Genomic DNA, 26375 nt, shown 5'->3' on the forward strand with positions numbered 1-26375 from the left:
CCCGTCAATCTATACCAATATCGGCATTTGTCAACCGTTTTCAAGCCGATCCTCCGGCGACACTCCCAGGCACTTACGAACCGTCCGCTCGATCGACGAAAGGTCTATACACGTGTTTTTGCAAGGTCCTTCCGGGCGCTGATTGGGAAAACCTATTACCGGCACAAAGGGATTGATCTCCTTGAAACCCGAAATCAAATCCCGTTCGCAGGCAATGGCCAGAACCAGTCGCGGTTTCACCGCCCGTATCTTCTGACGAGCGGCCGTGCCACCATCACACACAGCCATGTGAAAACCGAATTCATCACGCAGTCGTCGTAGCCTGATGTTATTGTCGCGCGTGAGACATCGTGGCGCCAAAATCAACAGCCGCTCAGGCGGGATCAGGGCAGGGAGGGCAGTCACAAACAAATTGTGGATTTTCAAAAAAGAGTTGGTCAAGCGGTCAGACGAAATGCCAAAGAGTTTTCCTGTCCCGATTACCAGCGACAACAACCGATTGACCAGACGTGGGACTACGATCAATCTCGTTAAAGGGCGACGCGTTGCCGCCGACCACGCAAACAGAGCCACCCAGACAAACAGGACCAAGGCGAAACAGCCAAAGGCGATGGCAAAAGCGCGCGGCAGCAGCGTGCCGAACTGCGACAGGCGCGGGCTGATTAGCCACAGGAACAAACCCACCGCAGCGATAAGGCCGGCGATGGCCAGCACGGACAGGACCAGGAATAGTCGTGCGTTGGATTCAGTCGATGCCGGGGTGGCGCTGCCGTCCCAATCCTCCCATTCGTCGCCCAACTTGCGATCTTTGACATCCGACTTTTTGGTCTGTTCTTCCATTTGAAAAAGATACGCAGCCCGGCCGGATTTATCAATCGACAAATTCCGAGCGATAGCAGACCTCCAGGAAACAACGAACCGAAAGCCAACTGATGGGAGTTAAGCCACTAAACGCCAGAATATGGACTTGCAAAGTCCTTAATGTGTCCGTATATTTCCTGATACTGAGAACCAGGTGACGTATCAAAAACCGGGAACACGACTATGTCTGATTCTGAACTTGATAACAACAATGACTCTGGGCGCAAGCCGGATGCGGATGACAAAACTCGTACGCACCACATAGACCCCGACTCCGACAATCTTTCCGACCAGCACCCCCGGCAGATTGGCCAGTATGTCATAAAACGGGTGATTGCCTCAGGCGGCATGGGAACTGTTTTTGAGGCTCTGCAGGAGAATCCACGCAGACCGGTAGCAGTCAAGATTGTCAAGGGTTCGCTTGGGGACGAAAGTGCAGTGGCCCGGCTCGAATATGAGGCTCAGGTGTTGGCACGGCTTAGGCATCCGGGTATCGCCCAAATCTATGAGGCCGGTTCTTTCGATGATAAGGGGACTCAGACGCCGTTCTTCGCAATGGAGTACATTCCTAACGCTAAAGGGATCACAGATTTTGCGCGCGACTCCCAATTGAACGCGCGTGAGCGTTTGCACCTGTTTCTACAGGTTTGCGATGCCGTGCACCACGGTCATCAAAGAGGTGTCGTTCACCGCGACTTGAAACCGTCGAACATCCTCGTCGATTCCAGTGGTCAGGCGCGAGTAATAGATTTCGGTGTCGCGCGAGCCACCGATGCCGACATGAGGCAGGCTGCGGCGCAGACTCAGGTGGGTCAGGTCTTGGGTACTGTTCAGTACATGAGTCCGGAACAGTTTGATGCCGACCCGCATGACATCGATACACGCAGTGACGTGTATACGCTTGGCCTGATACTCTATGAACTACTTACAGGAAAGCTGCCTTACACGACCAGTTCGGACCGGCTGTTTGACTTTGCTTCGGAGGTACGGTCCGGTTCTTTCAGTCGTTTGGGTCTCCACGACAAAGCAATGGACGGTGAGTTGGAAGCGATCGTTCACAAGGCGATGTCCCGACAGCGCGAAGAGCGCTATCAGTCTACCTTTGGATTAGCCCAGGACATTCGCAGATACCTGTCCGGGGATGCAATCGTCGCACGGCGTACCGGTTGGTCTTATCAGGCTCGCGTTTTTGCGCGACGCAATAAGGTTGTCATGGGACTTCTCGGAACTGCTTTTGTTATTCTGTTGGCCGGGGTGATAACGACAACTTCGCTGCTGGTACAAGTGGACGAGGAGCGTCAGAAGGCCGAACTCGCATCTCAAAAGGCTGCCAAAGGACAACAGTTCCTGTCCGATGTGCTGACCTCGGCCTTCCCTCCCGGATTCGGTGACCAAACCACCGTGTTGGATGTTTTGGATCGGGCCAGCCAGAAACTCACCGGGGCTTTCCCGGACGATCCTGAGGTCGAGGCGGATCTTCGTTGGTCTTTGGGCATGGCCTATGGAAACATCGGACATTGGGAACCGTGGAAACGAGAGTTGCTCGCGGCCCTAAGGCTGAGAGAGAGAGCGCTGGGTCCATCACACGACAAAACTCTGGCTATCCGGGGGGATTTGGCCCTCGCATACAGCGTGCTCAACGACAGGCATGAAAAACTGAACAACGAGAGAGCCATGTTGGCGGCCTGTATCAATCGCTGGGGAGACACCGACATAGACGTGCTGGACTGCAAGGGACGGGTTGCTGGTGCCCTCGAAGCGGTAGGCTCCATGAATGATGCCAGGCGATTATCAGAAGAAGCATGGACAGGCCTTAAACAGCATTTGGGTGTTGACTCATCCAGAACGGTGTACGAGCAATTACAATTCGCCTGGCTCTTGTTAGAGGACGGACGGGTTGCAGAAGCTGAAGGCTTGGCTCGAGATGCCTTAAACAGAGCCAAACGAGCGTATGGCGATAGTCACTACAACGTCAGGTACGCCAAGAGCTGTCTGTCTGCGGCTCACATTCTTGAGGGCAATATTGACTCGGCTAAAGCTGTTTATGGATACCGCGAAGTGCCCGACACTTTCGGAATTGAGCGCGTCTTTCAGGGCACCTTTGATCTGGAGAGCGAACCGTTCCAACTATTGATTTTCTTTGAAACCTGGTGTCCGTTTTCCGCCCAAGGCATGGACAGACTTGACAAAGTCAACAGGCAGTACGATCAATTCGGATTAAACGTAGTAGGACTAACCAAGGTCAGCAAGAATACCACCGAGGACGAGGTCGAACGGTATATCGAGGATAGAGAGATTAGCTTCGCCGCATTCAAAGAGAATGGGCGCGCCTGGAACTACTTTGATTGCACCGGCACGCCCTCGGTTAGACTGTTGTGCAACGGATATCTGATCTGGGAACAGGCCGGACCGACCACAGATAGAATCCCGACACCGATACTCGAAGCGATAGTGGCCGCGCAAAGTAGCGGCAGCCTTTAGAACCAGCGCTTAACAATTCTTGCAGGGCGTCCGCCGCGGCGGATTAGCGGTTCCGCCATCTAGAGCCACAGCAAGCTATGGGGCACCCGGCGTGGCAGAACCAAAAGCGGTTCTGCCCTACTTCAGTCAAGACCCACCGCGACCAAGGACTGTTGCGCAAGAGAGCAAACCATATTACCATTGGCCCAACCCGTGTGCGGCGGACATCGACGTCGGCCGCGGTTGCTCATGCTTCGACTGCGCTCAGCATGACGAGCGTCGCCGCACGAGGATGTAGACCGACCACGAAACGGTCTGGTATTGAGGATTACACGGTCGAACTGGAGGATAGATGAATATTGAATATCACAGCAACTACTTCGGCGAGCCTGATGCGATAGCATCGTTCCAGCGCTACGCGATAGCCGTTTTCGGACTTGACTTTACTCTTTGGAAAGAGCGGGGACTTTGGGATGACCAGTACACACCTTTCTCTGCATTCGTCAACGGTGAGTGTGTCGCCTCAATCTGCGTCTATCCTTCACAAATGAAAGTCGACGGCAGGGACAAACTGGGCGCTCAGCTACTGACAGTCGGCACACTTCCGGAGTATCGGAAACTGGGTATCCAGAGAGAAATCTGGAATCGGGCGAAGGCGTGGATTCGCCCGCGATGCGATTTCGTTTTTCTGTTCACCGACGAGTCAGCAGCGGGCTTCTATGAGAGACTGGGCTTGAAAAGACAACCGGAGTTCTACGAAACAGTAGTAAGCCCATTGGGCAAGGATGAGACTTCTCATAGCTTCAGAAAGCTGAACCTGGACGTAGTGTCCGACTACTCAATTGTCGAACGGCTGGCGCACGAAAGAGAGATGGTCTCAGACAGGCTCGGATTTCACACGCCCAAGTTGCTGATGTTCATGTTTCTCTATGTTTACCAGAACCGAACGTATTACCTGGATGACATCGATACCTTGGTCGTTGCCGAGGAGGTAGAAGATCGGCTGCGGATTCATGACATTGTGGCCACCAAAATGCCCGAGCTTTCAGCTATCGAAGGATTCCTGGCGCACTTCAACAAAAGGGAAATCGACTTCTTGTTCTGCGCCGACCGCCTCGGCCTGAGCAAGTCGACCAGGACCAGGGCTGAGGATGACGTGTTGTTTGTCAGCGACGATTTCCAATTGGACGGTGAGTTTGTCTTTCCCTACTCGATACGTGGATAACCTCACTATGTTCAGCAGGGTCCTGACTACACCGAGGGTGAAGGTGTGACCCTGCTGGGAGCTGGGGCGCAGGGTCTCATCCCGCCTTCCGCGGGAAAGGACCCCGCGCAACATTTCATTCGTGGATGAATGCTCGTGGGCGGCAATTCGTAAACCTCCGTCCGCGTCAAGGCGAGGAGTCCCGCGCCCCGCGGGACGACGCGGCAATCTCATTGCCAATGTTGTCAGATGACCTTCATTCTTCGCACAATTCGTGCGACGGCCGGTGAATGATGAAATCAGGGTCACCCTTCGACTCCGCTCAGGGTGAGGTTACAAACTAGATAGCGATTTATCGCCGCGAAGTGCGAGAAACCCCGCGTGGCGCGGGGCGTCGGGCGGGGTCGCCACGACACCACTCCCGAATTGGCTGCCGCTGTGTCCACGTAGCGCACGAGGACATTCGACACGCACCGCCACTTCACAGGTTGGCCAATATGCGCCCTGAAAATGTCCTTAATAAAAACGAAGGAGTTCCACCCTCACAATGGAACTCCTTCAGACCCCACCTCTAAGATACCCTTCACCGCCATACTGTATCTAGAGTAACTAACTTCGAGTCTATATATAACAACTTGTGTGCCGATTCTGAGCCGCCGCCGATAAAACGGACTAACTTGTTGAATACCAATTCATTAAAACACTCGATAGCGTTTAGCTTCGATTCACTGAATCCGGGTCGAACGCAGTTGTTGCGCCCATGTTTGACATCATGACCACAGGGCATGAACCTAATCGGCAGTTATTCAAGGGATTACGTTTACGAAGCCGACATTAATCGACCTACGACTCTAATCGCCGTATCTGTGGGGGCGCAGAAAGTGCGCTCATTTCTTGCGCGGCAGATGAACCGATGAATTGTGGAGATTGTGGGCGGCTTCCATCAGCGCTTCGGAGATCACCGGGTGGCCGAAGATCAACTCACCAAGTTGGCGCACGGTCAGACCTTGCTTGACGGCAAGAGCCGCGGTGTGGATAATCTCCGTGGCATGGCTTCCGACTATGTGGGTGCCGAGCAATCGATCTGTCTTTTTATCTGCGACCAGTTTAACTTCGCCGGAAATCTCATTTTCTGCGTGCGCTTTACCGAGCGTGCGCAAGGGAAACTTGCTGGTGACAACATTATGTTTCTCAGCCGCCTGCTCTTCGGTTAATCCCACCGAAGCAACTTCGGGGTGCGTAAAGATCACCGAGGGAACGCCTGAGTAGTCTCTCTTCACTTTGCCGCCGAGGGCATTGTCGACCGCCACGGCGCCGTCGTGAACGGCCGTGTAGGCCAGCATGATTTCCCCGCGGACATCACCGATTGCGAAAACACTCTTGTGGCTGGTGCGCATATCCGCGCCGGTCTTAATCGAGCCGTTCTTGTTCAGTTTGACCCCAAGATCGACCAGCCCGAGTTCCTCGGTGTTGAAAGAACGTCCCACTGCCATCAGAACCTGATTGGCTTCAATTGTCTGGCCGTTGGACAGCCTGGCGCTGACCCCCGATGGTCCCGGTTGCATTGATTCTACTTTTGTATTTGTGTAGAGTTTTGTCTTGACCTTTTTGAGCTCACGTTCGATCAGCTTAGAAACATCAGCATCCTCAAGTGGCAAGGCCCGAGGCAGCATTTCCACCATTTGCACCTTTACATCCAACATCGATAACATAAAAGCCCACTCGCACCCGATCACACCGGCGCCGACTATCAGGATAGTTTCCGGAAGTGATTGAGCTTTCAACAGATGATCTGAAGTCAGGACTCGCACGCCGTCAATCGGGAAGGTCGGTATGTTCATGGCTCGCGAACCGGTAGCAACAATGATGTTGGCCGTCTTGATTTTGGTCTCCTGGCCGTCTTCGTCGGTGATGATCAGATGCTTGCTGTCGGCAATCCGGCCGAAACCCTGATAATGAGTTACGCCGTGTGATTTGAACAATTGCCCAATTCCTCCCACCAGCGAACCGACAATCTTCTCCTTGCGCGCAAGCATCGCCGTCCAATCGTAACCGGGCGCACCACCCAGAGTGAGGCCGAAAGACTGAGCCTCTTTCAGTTTCTGATATTGAACGGCCGAGGCGATTAGCGCTTTTGAAGGGATACAGCCCTTATTCAGACAGACACCGCCTAAACGGTCGACTTCAACCACGGCCACTTTGGCGCCTTTGATAGCCGCTCGGATGCCGGCTGTGTAGCCACCCGGGCCGCCGCCGATTATCACTATATCATAAGTGTCGATGTCAGTTACTCCTAAAACTCTCCGGGCTTTCTTCGGACGCCCAAATTAGCACGCTTCGATCATATTGGCAAGAGACAAACAACGAATTATCGATAACTGTTCCTCAGCTTACTGACAGGGAGGCGGCAACGGGCCGGCGAGGAACATGTAATCGATCAGGTACACCAGGTCCCCGATGTCGATAGTCGGTAGACCGTCGCCGTTGACGTCAGCCTCCACCAGACAGACCGGTTCGGCGCCGCCGGTAAACATATAATCGACCAGCGCCACCAGGTCGCCGATATCCAGCGGCAAAGCGCCGGAGTGGTCGATGTCGCCGCGCAGGTTACAGCAGTTTCCCTCAAAACTCACTGTTACAATATCCGAATGTCGGCTAAGCTGGGCGGCGGCATCTTCGGCAATCAGCAAGTACTGGTAGCTCATCGCAGTGTCCACACTTGCATCGGCAAACCTATCCCCTGCCACTCCGGGGTTGGCCAATGAGCCCACTGGATCGTCAAGACGGAAAAACGATCCTTCGGACGGCAGAGTCCGTCGATATACATGCACAGTTGTAACGGGGTCGTCATCCCAGACGATTTCGACACTTTCCCCTGAGATGAACTCGTGAGAAAGTATTGTCGGTGGCTCCGGCCAGTTCACACTGCCGAGGGTGACGTTTTCCTGGTGAAATGAGTTGTTGGGGATCAAACCGGAAAGCACGAATCCCTCGCCCTGACCAAGATCGAAAAAGTGAAAGTCATACGGATTGCCGGCTGCTTCAGTCTGGTAATTCTGAAAATCATCAAACCAGTTGCCGGCGTCATAACCTGCGCCTACCGACGTTTCGACTCGAATCTCCTCGTCGGTGTCGTCGAGATACCCGAAGAAGCTGACCTGGCCGTTGTCAGGGACACTGCCCCCGCCGCGATTTACCGACCCGAAGATCGAACCCTGGGCCAAAGCCACAACGGGCAAAGCCTGAACCAGGGCAACGACCAGGGCAACGACAATTAGTATCAGGATGGCGGTTCGCATGACAATCTTCAAATTCAGGGTTTGTAACTAGTCCTTCTTACAATTATAACGTCGAGGATCGGAAACAGCGTACACTATTGTGAGATAATCGACAGTTTTCGAATCCGGCTGAATAACGGCTTGAGTTGGCCGGTCCCGATTGTGGCGGCAAACAGACTTGCCTTAGGCGGAATCCGTATGTAACTTGAAAGGTCGCCGGGCGATTGTCCGCTCGGTAGTGAGGTGGAAACTCGTTTGAGGTATTGCATGGTTCAAAGGTTGTCGGCGCTTGTCTTGTTGGTACCGCTGCTTTTCTTGTTGTCGTGCGGCAGCACTGAGTTGCCGTTGACGTACAATTCCATTCGCGGGTCGGGGAATCTGATAACGGTTCTCGTTGAAGATTTGGATCTGTTTCATTCGGTGACGCTGAAGACTACAGGGGATGTTATGCTGGTTTTTGACACTGAACCAGCGGTAGCGGTCAGTGTTGACCACAATCTGCAAAGATTCATCACTACCGAAGTGGTCAACGACGTCCTTATGATCGGATTGAAAACGCCGAAAGAGGTGAAAGTTTCCGGCATGAAGCTCACGGTCTGGGTTACAATGCCGGTGTTGCAGCAGTTGACTCTGGACGTGGACGGCATTGGGTCATTCCAGACCGACAGCAGCCTGTTCCAGGTGCCGGAAGTAGACCTTGTCCTGGCCGGCGTCGGCAACATGGAATTGGACCTGGAAGTATCTCAACGATTGAGTTCGACCCTGACCGGGGTTGGGAATTTGGTCCTGACCGGGTCGGCCCGCAGACACGACCTCACGCATGAAGCAACCGGCGGTGTGCATGCTTTCGAGTTCGAAACTGATAGTTGCACGATTATATCCAACAGCGTCGGTGATATCGAAGTGGATGTCCGGGAGTACCTCAACGCCACGATAAGCAACATCGGTAGTATCTATTACCATGGCTTCCCTGCCATTGAAGTAGTCGACACTGGTCTCGGAGAACTCATCGACGACAATTAGCAACAAGTTGCTTTTTCGCGCTTCGCGCGCCCCTTCTGCCAGGCCGGACCTGAGTCGGCATCCATCTGCACAGTTGCGGCAGGTCTTGCGCATCTGCTTTGGCGGATGTGTGTGACCTGCCGCTCTTATTGTGCGCGGCGGATGTCCAAACCTGCCGGGCACAGAAACAAGCCACCCGGGATTGGGCCTTTCGCTTTGAGCTACTCACACGACACTGACTAAAATCGCATATTTGATCCATTTATCCATTGCTCCCCATTCCAGAGATAGCTATCTTAATACTGGAATACACCAAACTGTGATGTGAACTCCAAACTAGGAGGAAACCTGTGCTCACACGCAAGATGTCCGTCAAATGGATAGTGGCAGCGCTTGCCCTGGTTATACCGGCGGCCTTGATACTGGCCGGACCGGGGATTAGTTCAAAGCCGCAGAGTAACGATGAAGAACTGGCCTATCTGCTGGTCAAACTGGAGAAGCAAACCCGAGCCGTGATTGCAGGACATTACGGACGCATGCAGGACGGTGGTCCGGATGAAACGCTCGAGTACAAAGAGATGCTTATCCGCAATCGTATCCTGCCGGCGGCCGTGGCCGATCCGATCTTTGCCGAGATAGTACCCAAAGCCACCGGTGGCCGCGCCTGGGTCAAAATGGTCGTACCCGAGCCAAGGAACCCGAACAACAAGGGTGACCATGTAGCCCTGTCGATGTTAGCCGAGCTGGAAGAGGGCGCCGAATCGGTTTGGCTCAACATGGACGGCGCTGTGTACTATGGCGAACCGATCACGACCAAGCCGGGATGTTTCACCTGTCATGGCGCCCCGGCGGGTGAACCGGACCCTTACTTTCCGCAGTACAAGAAAAACGGGTGGGAACCGGGCCAGGTTGTCGGGGCCGTGATCGCGCGGGTGGCAGCGCAGTAAACAGGCGTCTTGTAGGGTGGCGCTGTGATCGCTCGGGTGGCCCCGAAGGAGAAGCGACTCTTGTAGGGTGGGTCCTTCTTCGCCTGCGCGCCGCGGCGTGAACCCGCCTATTGCAATCAATCCCACCCGCCGCAAAGCCTCTGGGTGGGGTACCGTACCGTTTCACCCTTCGACTCCGCTCAGGGTGAGGTTGCAGGTGCGCGAAGCGCAAGAGGGCGATTTATCGCCCCTACAACTCCCTGTCGTCGGGGCCGTCGTAGTCGGAGGCGGGCGGGCCGAGCTTGCGCATAGGACGTTCGCGGGTCATCTCTTCATAGGCATGAGCCAGCAATCCGGGCACACGCGAGATAATAAAGAAACCTTTGCCCAACCGCCAGTCGAAACCCATATCGGAAATGACCGCAGCAATAGCCCCATCGACATTGATCGGCAAGGTGCGGCCGGTCTTCTCAGCCAGGGCTGTCTCGATGGCGCGGCAGAGTTGGATGTGTCGCCCATGGTAGCCATGACGTTCGGCAATCTCGAACAGTTTGCCGGTGCGCGGATCGACCGTGTGCAAACGATGCCCAAAACCAGGCATGCGCTTCTTGCTTGCTTTGAGCCAGTCGACAATGTCGTTGGCCAGCGCGGCGACATCACCCTCTTTGGCCGCCCACTCCTGCATAATCTGCGCCGACTGTTCGATGGCACCACCGTGCGAATCACCGATTACCAGCACACCACCGGCAATAGCTGCATTGAGCGAGTTACCGCCGGACATGACAGTGCGCGTACCCAACACCGAAGGCGGCGAGGCGCCGTGGTCAATCGACGAAACGAGGATGGCGTTCATCAGTTCCGCCTCAGCCTGGCCGGGCCGCTCACCTTTGAGAATGAGATAGACAGTCTCGGCGTAGGAGAGGTTTTCCATAATGTCGGTGATGTTGTAACCACGCACGCGAATCTTACCGGCGCCGATATCGGTGATGCCGGTCTTCCACTTTTCATCGCTCATGTCAGCCCTCGCTTTCCGGATCGAATTGCAGTTTCCCGCCGGTGGCGCTGTCCGGTCGCTGAGGCGGCCACTCCCCTTTGACCACTTGCTCGACAAAAGTCAGCCATTGGGCTTGCAGTGTATCGGAAGGTGCGTGAAGGATTCCGTGGGTGGCCAGGCTCCAATCGGTCTCGGCGCGATACATGAGACGCAACCCCTCCATACCATAATGGATCACCAGGAAATCCACAAACGAGGCACTCAGAGCCGACCGCCACCGTTCTTTGTCCGAGTCGACTGTTGTGTCCACGGCCAACTCGGTCAACGGGACGAGACTGTCGTTCTGGTAGTAGCGCCATGTAAGGTCGTGGTAGTTGTTTCCCGAGTAATCCAAAAGCGTGATCATACCGTGTTTGAGAAACTGGTACTGCGGTTGTTTGTCCAGCCAATACGGCAGGAGAAACTGCATCAGGGTTGGACCTTTGTGGCTGGGTAGCCAGAAATGGATGAGATTACTGTCCGCCCAGGGATAATAGTGACCGGTCAGTTCGTTCCCTTGCCCATGACCGGTGTACCAGAAAACGACCAGGGTGTCGACTGGGATACGCATTTGCAGGAACTGGCAGTCCTGCCTCAGCGCCCAGTTGTACCACACCGCGAAGTCATGCATAGTGCCGGCATGGAGATGATTCGGTGGATAAACCAGTTTGATGTTTTCATAACTGTAGCTAAGCCAACCGGTCGGTGTTTGATATCGAGGAGTCAGACCCTCCTGTTTTTCGGAACCACAGCCCGTAATTAATGTGAGAGCCAACAGCAAGATCGACAAGAAAAAGGCTGGAGATTTCTTCATGAGCAAAACACCTGATTCTTCGAGGTTACGTATTCACTCGGCCCGGCTTGGTTTCTTCGCTAAGCCGATAAGATTCGGCAATATAGTCGCACCCCAGGATCAAGTCAAATCGATTATATTGTTATCGTTTTCACAACATGGCTTGACTTCGGTGGCCCGCGATATGATATTGGACCTGTCCGGGCGGTGACAATTGTGGTGTTAGTGAATCCATGTTTTGATGCCGCCCGGCTTTTGGAAGTGCAACGAGTATCGGATTCAGGCAGAGTTTGACAGAGTGTTGGTGTCCAGTCCAGTGAATAAGCATGAGCGCCCCAGCTTCATAGAGCGGATACTGATTATTGTCGGCGGCTACGGCAGCGGCAAGACAGAAGTGGCCGTGAACCTGAGCCGTTACCTGGCTCAGACGACTGCCGACAAGGTGGCCATAGCCGATCTGGACATTGTCAATCCGTACTTTCGTTCGCGCGAAACCAACAGCGCCCTGGAAGCACTCGGCGTGCGATGCATCAACCCGACCGGAGGTGAGTTCTACGCCGACCTGCCGATTATCCTCCCGGAAATCAAAGGCGCCATTGAACGCCGCGACGAACTGTTGGTGCTGGATGTGGGCGGTGACGATGCCGGAGCCAGGGTGCTGAGTTCGTTGGCCGGTTCTTTTGAAGCCGGAAGCTATGAAATGATGTTGGTGCTGAACGGTAATCGTCCCTTCACGGCCGATGTCGAAGGATGCCTGAAGATGATCGGTGAGATTGAGGAGTCATCCCGATTGAAATTCACCGGTATAATATCGAACACGCACCTGCTTGATGAGACGACTGCCACCACCGTGCTCGACGGTCTCAGACTGGCTCGGGAGGTCGGCAAACGAAGCGGCCTGGCGGTGAAGTTTTTGGCCGGCTTAAGGACACTACTTGGAGCCACTGAGTTCGATGATGTCGACTTACCGGTGTTGCCGTTGGAACGGCTGCTGTTGAAACCTTGGGAGAGCGGCGCGCAGTGAATTCGGACGCGAGAAGGAAATAAAGTAACCATGCCCGGCATCACGATAGACAAGGACCACTGCAAAGGATGCGAACTCTGTGTGCGTGTCTGCCCTCAGAAGATCATCTCGATGTCCAAAGAGATAACAGTGCGCGGATATTACTACGCCCAATTGCATGATCCATCACGATGTATCGGCTGCCGTATATGCGCCCTGACCTGCCCCGACGTGGCCATCGAAGTACACTCGCATGGATTGATGTTTGAACTTTTTGAATATTAACGAAGATCGATAGCAGATACGCATGGCAAAAGTATTGATGAAAGGTAACGAAGCGATAGCCGAGGCGGCCTTACGAGCGGGCGCCGAAGGATACTTTTGTTACCCCATTACACCCCAGACCGAGGTGGCCGAGTATCTGGCCAAGCGAATGCCCGAAGTTGGCGGTGTGTACTTGCAGGGTGAAAGCGAACTGGCTGTCGGCAATATGTTGTTCGGCGCCGCCTCGACCGGCAAGCGTGTGTTTACGACCTCGTCCAGCCCCGGTATCAGCTTGATGCAGGAAGCTATCTCATACATGGCCGGCGCGGAACTACCGGCGGTGATCATAAATATCATGCGCGGCGGTCCCGGCTTAGGTGGTATCCTGCCGGCCCAGGCCGATTACTTTCAGGCGGTCAAAGGCGGCGGCCATGGCGACTACCGAACCTTGGTCCTGGCCCCATCGACGGTGCAGGAAGCAGTCGACCTGACCATGCTGGCATTCTATCTGGCCGATAAATACCGCAACCCGGTGATGCTGATCGGTGACGGCATGATTGGCCAGATGATGGAAGCGGTCGAGTTTCCCGAAGACTACAAAGAACCGGAGTTGCCCTCAAGCAGTGAATGGGCGGCCACCGGCGCCGAGGATCGCAAGGCCCGAATACTGAAGTCACTATTTCTGGATCCGGTGGGGCTTGAAAACAACGCCTTGAAACTGGACGTCAAATACAAACAGATGATTCGGGAAGAGGTGCGCTGTGAATCCTACAAGATAGACAGTGCCAACCAAATCCTGATAATCGCCTACGGCACGATGGCTCGCATTTGTCAGACGGCCATCGACGAACTCGAAGAAGAGGGCATTTCGGTGGGGCTGTTCAGGCCGATCTCCCTTTATCCATTCCCCGAGCAGCAGATACTTGACGCAGCCACGCGGCCAAATGTCAAGTCGGTCCTGACTATCGAGATGAGCACCGGCCAGATGGTTGAGGATGTTCAAAAAGTCGTCCAGGGCCAGAAGCCGGTGGAGTTTTTCGGACGTACCGGCGGAATCGTACCGACGCCCGAGGAAGTCAAAGAGCAGGTGAGGCGAATCCTGAGCGCAAAGAAATCATCCGGCAACAAGAAGGCCTGAGGTGGACATGACAACTGATAACAAGACAGTTTTTGACCGACCGGTAGCGCTGCGCGATGTCGTGACCCATTACTGTCCCGGTTGTACCCACGGCATCATTCACCGTATGGTGTCGGAAATTCTTGACGAGTTGGGATTGCGAGAGAGAACCTGCGGCGTGGCCCCGGTTGGCTGTTCTGTGTTGTGCTACAATTACTACGACACTGATTTCATGGAGGCGCCGCACGGACGGGCGCCGGCGCTGGCCACAGGATTCAAACGGATGCGTCCCGACATGATTGTCTTCACCTATCAAGGTGACGGCGACCTGGCCTCGATCGGCATGGGTGAGATCGTTCACGCCGCCAACCGGGGTGAGAAATTTACCACGATTTTTGTCAACAACGCTATCTACGGTATGACCGGCGGACAGATGGCGCCGACTACACTGTCCGGTCAGATCACGACGACTTGCCCGGTGGGGCGAGACACGGCCCAGACAGGGCAGCCAATCCGCGTGGCGGAACTGTTATCAGCGTTAGCCACGCCGGGCTACATCGAGCGAGTGGCGGTGCACCAACCTAAGTACATCCTTCAGGCCAAGAAAGCCATCCGCAAAGCGTTCGAACTGCAACGCGACGGCAAGTGCTACACCCTTATCGAAGTGTTGTCGACCTGTCCGACCAACTGGGGAAACACCCCGGGCGAAGCCACCGAGTGGCTTGACGAAAACATGATGAAGTACTTCCCGCTGGGATGCTACAAGGACTTTGTTGAGGAAGAAACCTGAGAATGAGCCAGTTCGAAGTCACATTTGCAGGTTTTGGCGGTCAAGGGATCATGACGGCCGGACAGCTACTCGCCTACGCCGGGATTGAGGAAGAGAAGCAGGTGGCTTGGATACCATCGTATGGACCGGAGATGCGCGGTGGCACGGCTTACTGCACGGTGGTGATTTCGGACATTCGTATAGGTTCACCGATTATTAGCAATCCGCAATGCGCTTGCGTTTTTAATCGGCCATCGTTCGACAAGTTTACACCGCGTATCAAGCCGGGCGGTCTGGTGATCGTGAACAGCACACTGATTAATGTCACTACCGACCGCACAGACATCGACCAGATACTTGTGCCGGCCAACGAAATCGCGGCCACAGCAGGCAACCCCAAAGCAGCCAACATGGTGGTGTTGGGAGCTTTCATCGGCGCAACCAACGTCGTTTCATACGACACGATCAAGCAGGTCATCAAAGGGAAGATGGCGCACAAACAATCCGTGCTGGAGGTCAATTACCGCGTACTTGATGAAGGTCGGGCGCTGGCAGTGGATCAACTGGGCAAGAAAGTAAAGACATGAACCACGATTTAAGCAAGCTGTCCGAGATTTATGATCGCTACCCGCGCACGCCGCAATCGTTGATCGCTGTCTTGCAGGATATCCAAAAGGAATTTCACTTTCTGCCGTGCGAAGCGCTCAAGCAAACAGCCGAAGAGTTGAGTGTCCCACTGTCAAAAGTGTTTTCGGTATCCACGTTTTATAATGCCTTCAGTCTCGTCCCCAAGGGTGAGCGAATCGTGCGGATATGTGTCGGCACTACTTGTCACATTCGGGGCGCCAAGCAGATTCAGGAGCAGTTGGAAGATCATCTGAAAATCAAAGCGGGAGAGACGACGGAGGATCTCAAATTCACATTGGAAGTCGTCGCTTGCGTAGGCGCTTGCGCCATGGCGCCGGTAGTGGCGGTCAATGAAAGATATCACGGCAGCGTTTCGGTAGCCAGTTGCAAGAAGCTGCTTAAACCGAGTAAGAAGACCTGACATGCGTATTGAGAACCCGCAACAGCTTGAAAAACTGCGCGAAAGCTGCCAGACCCAATTGGGCAAACAGACTCGCAAATTGCTGGTCTGCTGTGGACCCGGCTGTTTGGCCAACGGGTCTCAAGCGGTGAGTGATGCTTTCAAGGCGGCCATTGAGAAAAACAAAATCAAGGATTTCACCGTCGAGGCCCTCAAGGAAACCGGCTGTCATGGCTTTTGTGAGCAGGGACCTTTGGTGGTCGTGGAACCGGCAGGGACCTTTTATACCAAGGTCAGACCGAAAGATGCTGAGAAGATTCTGGAAAAGACCATCGGACAAGGTGAGTTAATCGAAGAACTCCTCTTCCAGGACCACTCAAGCCGGCAACGTATTCCGTGCTACCGCGACATACCTTTCTATTCCAAACAACAGCGGATCGCTCTGCGCAATATCGGACAGATCAACCAGTGCGACATTGCCGAGTACATCGCCGCCGGCGGATACACCGCTTTGGTGAAGGCGTTGGCTGAGATGACACCTCAGCAGGTTATCGACGAGATGTCCACTTCCGGTCTGCGCGGTCGAGGCGGGGCCGGGTTTCCGGCAGGTCGCAAGTGGTCGACCTGCGCCAACGCGGACGACCTGCCGCACTACGTCATTTGCAACGGCGACGAAGGTGACCCCGGCGCCTTCATGGATCGTGCTATCATGGAAGGTGACCCCCACTCGGTGATCGAAGGCATGACCATTGCAGCCTACGCGGTCAACGCTCATGAAGGATACGTCTATGTACGCGAAGAGTACCCGCTGGCCGTGGTCAACTTGCAGCGTGCAATCGAACAGGCGCAAGAACATGGATTGCTCGGCGAGGCCATCGCCGGAACAGATTTTTCGTTTGAGCTGAATATAAGCCGAGGCGGCGGCGCTTTTGTCTGCGGCGAATCTTCGGCTTTGATGAAGTCGGTGGCAGGAGAAGTCGGTGAACCCCGGGCCAAGTATGTGCGGTCGGTACTGAAAGGGCTTTTCGACAAACCGACCGTGCTGAACAATGTCGAAAGCTACGCCTGCGTCCCGGCAATTCTCTACAAAGGGGGCAAGTGGTTCAGCGCAATAGGTACCAAAAAGAGTACCGGCACCAAGGCATTTTCGCTGGTCGGAAAAGTGCGCAACACCGGTTTGATCGAAGTGCCGATGGGCACCACCCTTCGTGAGATCATCTATGACATCGGCGGCGGTATTCAAAATGACCGACCGTTCAAGGCGGTGCAGACCGGCGGTCCGTCCGGCGGCTGCCTGCCTGAGTCGAAACTCGATCTTCCGGTTGATTTCGATACGCTCACCGAGGCCGGTTCGATGATGGGTTCGGGTGGGATGATCGTGCTGGATGACCAGACATGCGTGGTCGATTTGGCCAAGTATTTCCTATCGTTCTTAGTCGATGAATCGTGCGGCAAGTGCGTACCCTGCCGCGAGGGACTTCACCAATTGTACGGCATGGCCGTGGCCATCTCAGAAGGCCGTGCCACCGAAGACGACTTGGACAAGATGGAGCGGTTGTCGGACACGATCGTGATCAGTTCGTTGTGTGGCCTGGGCAAGTCCGGACCCAATCCGTTCTTAAGTACCATACAGTACTTCCGCGATGAGTACCTGGCTCACATAAAAGACAAAAAGTGTCCGGCCGGAATCTGCCGCGAATTGATTCGGTATGAAGTCATCGCCGACAAGTGCGACGGTTGCATGGCCTGCATTGCCGCCTGCACTCCCGATGCGATTTCAGGCCAGAAGAAAGAAGTGCACGTGATCGACCAGGAGTTGTGCACCAAGTGCGGCGCATGCAAAGCCGTATGCAAACGGGATGCTATCCTGGTGCTGTAGGAGATAACAGTGGTATCGTTGACTATAAATGGAAAAGTCGTAACCGCCCGGGAAGGTGAGATGCTGCTGACCGTAACGCGGCGTGAGAACATCGACATACCAGCGCTGTGTCATCACGATGCCGTGGAACCTTTCGGTGGCTGTCGCCTATGCACGGTGGAGATCACCAAAGCCGAATGGGACGGCTGGACCAACTATGTCACTGCCTGTCTGTACCCTGTCGAGGACGGCTTGATCGTCCAGACGCACTCCTCCAAAGTGAACGAACTTCGCAGGACGAATCTGGACCTCTTGTCGGCGCGCTGTCCCAACTCACCGGAGATCCGACAACTGGCATCCGAGTACGGCGTCACTCAGACATCTTTTGAAGAAGTTCCAGACGCCGACAATTGCATCCTCTGCGGCCTGTGCACCCGAGTCTGTGAACAACTCGGCTTCAAAGCGATTTCCACAGTTGGACGGGGTCACAGCAAACAAGTTGCGGCGCCATTGAAAGAGGCGCCGCCGGACTGTGTCGGCTGCCTGAGTTGTGCCCAGGTCTGCCCCACCAATGTCATCGAGTACACGGATACCGATGGCATGCGCACCATCTGGAACAAGCCGTTCGACCTTATCGCATGCAGTGAATGCGGCAAGCATACGATCACAGCAGCCTTCGCCGACGCCTTGAGCACGCTACGTGAGATACCTCGCGACTACTTCGACGTGTGCGATGAGTGTCGGCGCAAAGAACTCTCGCTGAAAATGGGTTCTATCGTCGCCTGGTCACAGGAGGAGGCGTCATGAAGTCGCGACTGATAGTGACGCCCAATTTGTGCACTGGTTGTCGCACCTGCGAATTGGCCTGCTCGTTTTCGCACATGGTCGACGGCAAACCAAGCCGCAGTCGCATCTATCCTCTGCCGGACGGACATGCCGACAGTTACGTACCTGTGGTCTGTTTACACTGCGATGTCCCGGCCTGCGCCATGGCCTGTCTGGTTGACGCCATCGCGCGCGATGAAGAAACCGGCGCGATGATACTCGACAACGACAGATGCGTCAAGTGCATGGGCTGTATTGCCGCCTGTCCGTTTGGTTGTTCTTTGTTGGATTCCGAGCACGACATGATTGTCAAGTGTGACTTGTGCGATGGTGATCCGATCTGCGCCAAGTTCTGCCCCACCAAAGCTCTCACAAGCCGTCCCGTCGAGTTAACGCCGCGTAAGAAGCTGGTCGAGTCGGGATGACGATGATTCCGGCTTTGTCAACAAACCGTAAAGTCCGGGCCATCCAAGCCGGCAACTTGCCGTCCAGTTACCAACCCATGATCTGTTCGAGGTTCTTGTTGAGCTTCTCGATCCGCTCGCGATAGTCTTCCTTCTTGAGTTCCTCACGTTCGATAATCTCGTCGGGAGCGTTGGCCCGAAAGTCGGCGTTGGCAAGTTTCTTGGCCGTCTTCTCAAGCTGGATGCCTAAGTTTTTGAGTTCCTTCTCCAGCCGCGCCTTCTCGACATCGATGTCGATGAGTCCTTCCAGCGGCACGAACAGCTCCGCCCCGGAAATAACGGTCGAAGCAGACAACGGCGGTTTCTTAACATCGACGCCTGCGTGGAGATTCTCAACGCGGATCAAAGAGCGGAAGTATCCAATATGATTCTCAAGCAGTTTGCCGAACTCCTCGTTGTTGACGCGGATGTGGAGATCGGATTTTTTACCCGGTGGAACGTTCAGTTCCGCGCGCACCGCACGCACCGCCGTGACGACGTTTTGAATCTGCTCCAGACTCTGCTCCAGAGCATCGTCGATATGACCACCCTTTGTTTGTGGCCAGGGGCCAAAACTAAGCGTACTCTCGCTTGAGTAATCCTGCTCGAGCAAGTCAAGATAGATACGTTCGGTGACGAACGGCATAAACGGATGAAGCAGTTTGAGAATGTTGTGCAGCACGCACGTCGCGACGTTTAAGGAACCCTCTCTGATGGGAGCTCCCGGTTGATCCGGCTTTATCAGTTCGACATACCACGAACAGTAATCGTTCCAGACGAAGTTGTAGAGAACTTTGGCCGCCGCCGACAAACGATACTCGCCGAAGGACTTCTCCACCGTCTTGATCGTCCGTTCCATGCGTGACAATATCCAACGGTCGAATATAACCAGGTCATTTTCATCAATGGCGTCCAGTACCGGCGCCCGGCCGTCGAGCCGCATCTTGATAAATCTTGACACTTGATGCAACTTGTTGACGAAATTGCGTCCGATCTCAAAAGTGTTTTTGGTCACACATGGGTCCTGGCCGTCAGGCGTGGCCAGAACCAGTGAGACACGGAGGGCATCCGCCCCGTACTTGTCGATAATCTCCAGCGGATCGATACCGTTGCCGAGCGATTTAGACATCTTGATGCCCTTGGAGTCACGCACCGTGCCGTGAATGTAGACATCCGAGAACGGTAGTGCGTCCATGAACTCGCAGCCGGCCATGACCATGCGGGCCACCCACAGGAAGATGATTTCCGAGGCGGTGCTAAGCACTTTGGTGGGGTAGAACTTTTTGAGCTCGGCCGTTTGATCCGGCCAGCCCATGGTGGAAATCGGCCAGAGCCACGAAGAGAACCAGGTGTCGAGAACATCTTCGTCCTGGGTCAATGTGGCGGGATCATAACCGGGACATTCCTCGGCTGTTGGACGTTCGGCTGAGGCGAAGATGGTTCCATCGTCGGCATACCAAATCGGTATACGATGTCCCCACCAGAGTTGACGGGAGATGCACCAGTCGCGGATGTTCTCCATCCAGTGCAGATAAGTCTTGGACCAGTACTCGGGATGAAACTTGAGTTTCCCGGATTTAGCGGCCTCAATGGCCGGTTTGGCCATCTCTTCCATTTTGACGAACCATTGATCCGACAGGTACGGCTCGATGACACTGTGACACCGATAACAGGTACCGGCAGCCAGTTCGTATTTCTCGATCTTTTCGAGGTATCCCTTCTTTTTGAGTTCGTCGACAAGTTGCTCGCGGCCTTCGTATCTGTCGAGACCTTTGAACTTACCGGCCTTCTCATTGAGGGTACCGTCGGTGTTGAGGACATTGATTTCCTCAAGATCGTGACGTCGCCCGATGTCAAAGTCATTTGGATCGTGGGCCGGAGTGACTTTCACAACGCCGGTACCGAACTCCGGGTCGACATAGTTGTCGGCCACGATGGGAATCTCTCGTTCGAGAATGGGCAGGATGACGGTTTTGCCGACAAATTTCTTGTAACGGCTGTCCTTGGGCGCTACGGCCAGCGCCGTGTCACCCAACATAGTCTCGGGACGGGTGGTGGCCACAGCCAGGAATTCATCGGATCCTTTGAGCTTGTATTTTATGTACCACAGATGGCTTTCGATGCTGTCGCGCTCGACTTCATCGTCCGACAACGAAGTTTGACACGAGGTGCACCAGTTGACGATTCGGTGGCCGCGGTAGATCCATCCTTTCTTGTACAGGTGCAGGAAAGTCTCATTGACGGCTGTGACAAGGCCATCGTCCAGCGTAAAACGTGTTCGCTCCCAGTCGCAACTACAGCCCATCTTCCTGAGTTGTCCCAGGATAATCTCTTTGTTGCGATTGGCCCAGTCGGCGGTGCGACGGTGAAACTTGTCACGGCCCATTTCGCGCCGGGTGGTCCCTTCGTTGACCAGCTGTTTTTCGACCACAACCTGGGTGGCTATTCCAGCGTGATCGGCTCCGGGTATCCACACCGCCTCGTACCCATCCATCCGGTGCTTACGGATCAATACGTCCTGTATGGTGTTGTTCAGGGCATGACCCAAATGCAAAACATCGGTGCAATTGGGAGGCGGTATGACAATGGAGTAAGTTTCCTTGTCCGAATCGACACAGCCATGAAAATAGCCGGCCTTCAGCCATCGATCAAGCATTCGATCTTCGACCTCAGCCGGAGAGTAGGCCTTTGATTTACTGGTGTTTTCCGCTGTCTTTTCGTTCATACTTATTCACATACTTTCCAGTCTAATGCTCTGTCCCGGGGCACTCGAACTCAAGCCGCCAATTATAGTTCGACCGGGTTGATTTGTCAAGGCACAAGGAAAAAGCGGTTGGCAACCCCGGATACAGGTTGTATTATCGACATCTATGAGTGAATTAAAGAGCCGAGTTACAGACCCAAACCTGCCGCCCTGGGAGCGGCTCAAGCTGGTTATGTCTATCCTTCGTTCCTCTGATGGTTGTGCCTGGGACCAAAAGCAAACACACCACAGTCTCATACCCTACCTGATTGAGGAGTCGTATGAAGTCGTGGAAGCCATCGAGGCTGATAACGCCGATGAACTCCGCGAAGAATTGGGCGATCTGCTTTGCCAGATTGTTTTTCACGCGCAGATAGCCGACGAAAAGGGGAAATTCGACGCCGACGATGCAGTCGAGGGAATTGTTCAAAAACTGATCACCCGACACCCTCATGTCTTTGAAAAACGGGCCGAACTGGCCCCCCAGCAGGTACGGGATCAATGGGAACGCTTGAAGATAGCCAATGGAGAAAAACCATCGGTTCTGTCCGGACTGCCAAAATCGATGCCGGCCCTCACGATGGCCTACCGGATCGGTGAGAAGGCCGGCGGTGTGGGGTTTGACTGGCCGGATGCCGATCGCGTGTTCGATAAACTCACCGAGGAGATGGATGAGATCAGACGTGCCATCAAGTCAGCTGATTCGTCAAATCTGGAAGAAGAGATCGGAGATTTTCTGTTCGCGGCGTCGTCACTGGCTCGCAAGCTGATGGTGGAACCGGAAACTGCTCTAAAAAGAGCGCTCACCAAATTCCGACTGAGATTCTCTGGTCTCGAAGAGGAGGTTCGGCACAGCCAACGAGATTTCGATCAGTTCAGTCTGGAAGAACTGGAAGCTATCTGGCAACGACTGAAGTCCCAAAGCACAGGGGACCGTCCGGGAACCGACCCCTCCGACCTGTAGCACAATCTGCTTACATACGTTTCCCACCCTAAAACTTCCGAACCGGGCACAGTGGCGGGTGTTCTCATACGGACCTAACAACCGCTTTTTTTATGTTGATCCGGTAGGAGCCGTCAACAATTTTACGCCCAACTTGGGTATCGCGAGTTTCGTGGTGCCGTGGTGCGATTATGTGTTGCAAGGGTATTACAATGAGTAACATAGAAACCAGGCTGAACAACCTGTTCATTACTGAATCGAAAGGAGGCCTACCTGGATCGACAGTCGGCACAAGGATTGTGCCGCTCACGAAACAAACAAACAACCATCCGTCTCAAATCGAGTTACTGATGGGACTCTTCAAAAGGAATGTGCTATGAAGACGACACTGATTATACTGGTGGCGGCGATTGTGCTGGCAAGCTCTGCCGTCCTGGCTACCGATACACGCGTTTTGACAATGGGCGACAACAACATGATTCTGTTGGACGATGCCAATGTGCACTTGTTCCCATCGCGCGTGCTGGAATACCCCAACCTGGCCGTTGGCGAGTTTGGCGGCGATAGTTTTCATCGGTTAGGTATCCATTGGAAATTCGGGTCCACTAATCCCTGGGTGATGGCTACCTACTTCTCGACCTCGGCTATCGGCGGACCGACCGGCTATTACAACAGTTCGCCGTTTGGCTACTTCACTGAAGGATTAAGTTCCACCGATGAACGGATCGATCTGTATTACGGGCGCGGGAATATGATAGGCGGTCATAACTTTGGATTTCATTTCGGCTACTCACGGGCATCCTATGATATTGATGAGGCCAATACAGATGGCGATTATCAAGAGAAAATAACCTACTACGACTTCGGATTTGGCCTTACCGATACGGCCGGCAGTTACGACGCCTCTTTGCATCTCGGCTTTGGCGGCTGGGATGACGAGGGCCTCGACGGCGCCGGTGACGGCGTGGTACAGAGCGAACCGGATGGATTTATGGATGTTACGGCCATGTTCCGGAAGTTCAGGCAGATAAATCCAGAGTGGACGGCCATCGGCCATGCCACTCTGTTTTTCGGCAAGCGTGGCGAGAAGGACCACGGAGCGGATGCTTTCGGCCCAGACTGGACAACAACGGATGACATTATCACCAAAGATGGAAGGTTCTTTTTCGACATCGGTCTCGGCACCAACTGGATGCCGGCGGGCAATGTGTTGGTAGTCGGCGATGTCGGGATCGCCTACGATAAGGTGAAGCGAGAGTTCACGACATCAGCCAACCACCCGGCTGGAGCAGGCAGCGCCGAATGGACCACCACCGATGTGGTCTTCCCGTATTGGAGCATTGGTTTTGACGCCGACGTGTTCAAGTGGATGGATGTACGCATGGGTGCAACCTCCGACTGGATATCCCAGAAAAGCGAAACCGGTTCGGTCATTGCCCTCACTGAGACCGAGAAGACGAAATGGGCTGAGAATATGACCTATCTCGGGTTCGGTTTTCACTGGGGCAGGCTTCATGTCGACACAGAGACTGACCCCGACCTGTTCCTGCGTGGCTTTGACTTCATCACAGGTAACGGTGGTGGCAGCGACATGAACGGTCGCATCTCCGTGGTTTACGAACTGATGTAATGACTGAGTCTTTTTAGGTGCAACCTGACCGCGAGTCGGTGGCACCACCAGTTCCAAGGGTGGTAAGCACAATGATGCTTGCCACCCTTTCCTTTTGGCTATTCTTGGCTATTAAGGAGTGGCTAGGCTAACAGGTCTTTGACAAACTGTGGCAGGCAAAAAGCCCCACGGTGGACATCGGCGTTGTAGTACTTGGTCGCCAAGCCCCTCTCCAAGCAGCGCGCCTCATCGAAGTCGGCCAAGGGATCGTACTTGTTGCTGCAAAAACCGAACGACCAAAAACCGGACGGGTAGATGGGCATAAAACAAGTATACATCCTGACCAGCGGAAATATCTGAGTGAGATTTGAGTAAATGCTCTTCACCGTGTCCTGATTGTAGAATGGTGATTCGGTCTGGGCAACCAGGATGCCGTCATGGTTCAGTCGGTCGTGCACGCTTTGATGGAACTCTTTCTGGAATAGATCGGCAGCCGGGCCGACCGGATCTGAAAGATCAAGAATAATGATATCGAACTTGTCCCTGGTGGTTTCCAAAAACTTCTTGCCGTCCTGAAAAATCAACCTGGACCTGGAGTCTTCAAGACCTGTGCAGAGTTCGGGGAAGTGTCGGCGGGCCACTTGGACGACTTTCTCGTCGAGTTCACACATGGTACAGCTTTCAACTTCCGGATGCTTCATTACTTCGGTTAAGGCGCCACAGTCCCCCCCCCCGATAATCAGCACCCGCTTTGGCGACGGATGACAGAACAAGGGAACGTGTACGATCATCTCGTTGTAGGCATTGTTATCGTTGTCGCACACCATAAGTGAGCCGTACAGAACCAGCATCTTGCCGAAGTCGTGTGTTTGAAGGACATCGATCCGTTGGAACTCAGATTGCACCGACTCGATGATACGATCCACCTTGATCGTCAATCCGGACTGACCATTATGGAGCTCTGAGTACCAGACATTCCAGAGATCGGTCATTCCTTCTTCGGCAATGTAGGTTTTTTCTATGCGATCACGATCGGTCATTGGTATCTCAGGGAACAATATTGTAGGTCGGCCGGCGCAGGGTATTGAAATCCGATCCCGAGACTGCGCAATAGGCCCCGGTAGCCAGAAACAAAATGCGGTCCCCTACCTCGTGCTCCGGTATCATGAGCCCGTCGTACATCACATCGAATGAGTCGCAGGTTGGACCGGCCAGAACCGATAGCCTTGGCTTATCTTCTTTCAAAGTAACAACCGGGTATTGACATTGGTCATAGACGATTCCTGAAAAAGTCGAATAGAGACCATCGTCGAGATAGTACCACATTTTCCCATCGCGAAGAGATTTTCCCAGAACGGTAGTCACCAGTGTGACACTGGAGGCGACCATAGCCCGCCCAGGTTCCGAGATGATCCGGATGCCGGGCCGGATATGTTCATTAAGAGCGTCGGCGATGGGTGCGCAGAAGGTCTCCAGCGACGGCACCGGCTCAACGTATTCAACCGGGAAACCACCGCCGATATCCAACAGTTGGGTGTGAAGTCCGTGCGTATCCAAGCTATGGATGAGACTGCGGGCGGTTTCAATCGCAGTGACAAAGTTTTCGGGATAGATACATTGGGAGCCGATGTGGAAACAGAGGCCATGAAACTCGTGGCCTGCCTCTTCGATCAAGTGAGCCAGGGGCAGAACTTCCTCAGGTGTACAGCCGAACTTGTATTGCAGGTTCACCACCGCCTGAAGATTGCCGGCTATGCGATAGCGAATCAGGAGTTTCAAGCGCTTGTGCGTGTATCGCGCCAGTTTCTTGATCTCTTCCGGGTTGTCGACCACAAAAATTTCCAGACCCCGCTCAACAGCGTTGTCGAACTCCACGGTAGATTTGATCGGATGCGAGTGGACCAACTTGGCCGGGTCCAGGGCGGTCCGGAGCACGATGTCGATTTCACCCGCGGAACAGACATCAAAGCTGCCGCCGCAACGATGCACTTCTTCGATTATTGTCGGTTCGTTATTCGGCTTTACGGCGTAGTGGATGTCCACGCGCGGCAAGGCCGCTTTAAGCCTGAGGTAGTTGCGACTGACTTCACCGCGTGAGAGCATCATCAGAGGACTGCTGGTGGCTGGATCGTCGAGAAGTTCTCTCAAAACCACGACATCCGGTCCGGTCCCGGAATTCCTTTGGGCCGCCGCTGTAAGTGTCAGACTGTGTGTCAT

Annotated in this window: 23 protein-coding genes; 15 read left to right on the forward strand and 8 right to left on the reverse strand. The window is 54.2% G+C overall.

Annotated features, from left to right (window positions below; translation table 11 throughout):
* Positions 1 to 30 precede the first annotated feature (30 nt).
* Positions 31 to 840, reverse strand: coding sequence for a DUF116 domain-containing protein (locus OEV49_00340; GenBank protein ID MDH3889505.1), 810 nt, complete (start codon positions 838 to 840; stop codon positions 31 to 33).
* Between the two features lie 204 nt (positions 841 to 1044).
* Here OEV49_00340 and OEV49_00345 point away from each other — a divergent pair, with 204 nt between their 5' ends.
* Together OEV49_00345 and OEV49_00350 are read left to right on the forward strand one after the other, a co-directional pair.
* Positions 1045 to 3342, forward strand: coding sequence for a protein kinase (locus OEV49_00345; GenBank protein ID MDH3889506.1), 2298 nt, complete (start codon positions 1045 to 1047; stop codon positions 3340 to 3342).
* Positions 3343 to 3673: 331 nt separating this feature from the next.
* A complete protein-coding gene (locus OEV49_00350; protein ID MDH3889507.1) occupies positions 3674 to 4546 on the forward strand; it encodes a GNAT family N-acetyltransferase in 873 nt (290 codons plus the stop codon).
* A gap of 866 nt (positions 4547 to 5412) precedes the next feature.
* On the opposite strand, the gene lpdA is transcribed toward OEV49_00350, so the two are convergent.
* Positions 5413 to 6789 carry a dihydrolipoyl dehydrogenase gene (gene lpdA / locus OEV49_00355; GenBank protein ID MDH3889508.1) on the reverse strand — a complete coding sequence of 459 codons (1377 nt, stop codon included), beginning with the start codon at positions 6787 to 6789 and terminating at the stop codon, positions 5413 to 5415.
* A 126-nt stretch (positions 6790 to 6915) separates the two neighbouring features.
* Positions 6916 to 7824, reverse strand: a complete 909-nt coding sequence (locus tag OEV49_00360; protein ID MDH3889509.1) for a hypothetical protein — start codon at positions 7822 to 7824, stop codon at positions 6916 to 6918.
* 246 nt (positions 7825 to 8070) lie between these two features.
* On the opposite strand from OEV49_00360, the gene OEV49_00365 reads away from it, so the two are divergent.
* The gene (locus tag OEV49_00365) at positions 8071 to 8826 is read left to right on the forward strand and encodes a DUF2807 domain-containing protein (protein ID MDH3889510.1); all 756 of its coding nucleotides are present in this window, start codon (positions 8071 to 8073) and stop codon (positions 8824 to 8826) included.
* Positions 8827 to 9155: 329 nt separating this feature from the next.
* Positions 9156 to 9752 carry a DUF3365 domain-containing protein gene (locus OEV49_00370; protein MDH3889511.1) on the forward strand — a complete coding sequence of 199 codons (597 nt, stop codon included), beginning with the start codon at positions 9156 to 9158 and terminating at the stop codon, positions 9750 to 9752.
* 229 nt (positions 9753 to 9981) lie between these two features.
* On the opposite strand, the gene OEV49_00375 is transcribed toward OEV49_00370, so the two are convergent.
* Entirely contained in the window at positions 9982 to 10746 is a 765-nt protein-coding gene (locus OEV49_00375; GenBank protein ID MDH3889512.1) for a citryl-CoA lyase, read from the reverse strand.
* Position 10747: 1 nt separating this feature from the next.
* Positions 10748 to 11578 (reverse strand): hypothetical protein, encoded by an 831-nt coding sequence (locus OEV49_00380; GenBank protein MDH3889513.1) that lies wholly within the window; start codon positions 11576 to 11578, stop codon positions 10748 to 10750.
* Between the two features lie 295 nt (positions 11579 to 11873).
* On the opposite strand from OEV49_00380, the gene OEV49_00385 reads away from it, so the two are divergent.
* Genes OEV49_00385 through OEV49_00425 form a run of 9 tightly spaced genes read left to right on the forward strand, consistent with a single transcriptional unit; the run spans position 11874 to position 18845 of the window.
* Positions 11874 to 12581, forward strand: coding sequence for a cobalamin biosynthesis protein CbiA (locus OEV49_00385; protein MDH3889514.1), 708 nt, complete (start codon positions 11874 to 11876; stop codon positions 12579 to 12581).
* A gap of 30 nt (positions 12582 to 12611) precedes the next feature.
* Entirely contained in the window at positions 12612 to 12845 is a 234-nt protein-coding gene (locus OEV49_00390; GenBank protein ID MDH3889515.1) for a 4Fe-4S binding protein, read from the forward strand.
* A gap of 22 nt (positions 12846 to 12867) precedes the next feature.
* Positions 12868 to 13962: a 3-methyl-2-oxobutanoate dehydrogenase subunit VorB gene (gene vorB / locus OEV49_00395; GenBank protein ID MDH3889516.1), complete on the forward strand. Its 1095-nt coding sequence runs from the start codon at positions 12868 to 12870 to the stop codon at positions 13960 to 13962.
* A gap of 7 nt (positions 13963 to 13969) precedes the next feature.
* A complete protein-coding gene (locus tag OEV49_00400) occupies positions 13970 to 14731 on the forward strand; it encodes a thiamine pyrophosphate-dependent enzyme (protein MDH3889517.1) in 762 nt (253 codons plus the stop codon).
* Between the two features lie 2 nt (positions 14732 to 14733).
* Positions 14734 to 15297 (forward strand): 2-oxoacid:acceptor oxidoreductase family protein, encoded by a 564-nt coding sequence (locus OEV49_00405; GenBank protein MDH3889518.1) that lies wholly within the window; start codon positions 14734 to 14736, stop codon positions 15295 to 15297.
* Entirely contained in the window at positions 15294 to 15758 is a 465-nt protein-coding gene (locus tag OEV49_00410; GenBank protein MDH3889519.1) for an NAD(P)H-dependent oxidoreductase subunit E, read from the forward strand. The genes OEV49_00405 and OEV49_00410 overlap by 4 nt, the downstream gene beginning before the upstream one ends.
* Before the next feature lies 1 nt (position 15759).
* On the forward strand, positions 15760 to 17616 hold the full coding sequence (locus OEV49_00415) for an NADH-quinone oxidoreductase subunit NuoF (protein ID MDH3889520.1): 1857 nt from the start codon (positions 15760 to 15762) through the stop codon (positions 17614 to 17616).
* 9 nt (positions 17617 to 17625) lie between these two features.
* Positions 17626 to 18402: a 2Fe-2S iron-sulfur cluster-binding protein gene (locus OEV49_00420; GenBank protein ID MDH3889521.1), complete on the forward strand. Its 777-nt coding sequence runs from the start codon at positions 17626 to 17628 to the stop codon at positions 18400 to 18402.
* The gene (locus OEV49_00425) at positions 18399 to 18845 is read left to right on the forward strand and encodes a 4Fe-4S dicluster domain-containing protein (GenBank protein ID MDH3889522.1); all 447 of its coding nucleotides are present in this window, start codon (positions 18399 to 18401) and stop codon (positions 18843 to 18845) included. The genes OEV49_00420 and OEV49_00425 overlap by 4 nt, the downstream gene beginning before the upstream one ends.
* 67 nt (positions 18846 to 18912) lie before the next feature.
* On the opposite strand, the gene OEV49_00430 is transcribed toward OEV49_00425, so the two are convergent.
* Complete coding sequence (locus tag OEV49_00430) at positions 18913 to 21588, reverse strand: valine--tRNA ligase (protein ID MDH3889523.1); 2676 nt, start codon at positions 21586 to 21588, stop codon at positions 18913 to 18915.
* 145 nt (positions 21589 to 21733) lie between these two features.
* On the opposite strand from OEV49_00430, the gene mazG reads away from it, so the two are divergent.
* Together mazG and OEV49_00440 are read left to right on the forward strand one after the other, a co-directional pair.
* Complete coding sequence (gene mazG / locus OEV49_00435; protein ID MDH3889524.1) at positions 21734 to 22570, forward strand: nucleoside triphosphate pyrophosphohydrolase; 837 nt, start codon at positions 21734 to 21736, stop codon at positions 22568 to 22570.
* Positions 22571 to 22925: 355 nt separating this feature from the next.
* Entirely contained in the window at positions 22926 to 24179 is a 1254-nt protein-coding gene (locus tag OEV49_00440) for a hypothetical protein (GenBank protein MDH3889525.1), read from the forward strand.
* Between the two features lie 122 nt (positions 24180 to 24301).
* Here OEV49_00440 and speE read toward each other — a convergent pair whose 3' ends face one another.
* Both speE and OEV49_00450 read right to left on the reverse strand, forming a co-directional pair.
* The gene (gene speE, locus OEV49_00445) at positions 24302 to 25198 is read right to left on the reverse strand and encodes a polyamine aminopropyltransferase (GenBank protein MDH3889526.1); all 897 of its coding nucleotides are present in this window, start codon (positions 25196 to 25198) and stop codon (positions 24302 to 24304) included.
* 7 nt (positions 25199 to 25205) lie between these two features.
* Positions 25206 to 26375 carry a type III PLP-dependent enzyme gene (locus OEV49_00450; GenBank protein MDH3889527.1) on the reverse strand — a complete coding sequence of 390 codons (1170 nt, stop codon included), beginning with the start codon at positions 26373 to 26375 and terminating at the stop codon, positions 25206 to 25208.

It is taken from the genome of Candidatus Zixiibacteriota bacterium (assembly GCA_029860345.1).
Classification (GTDB): Bacteria; Zixibacteria; MSB-5A5; order GN15; family FEB-12; genus JAJRTA01.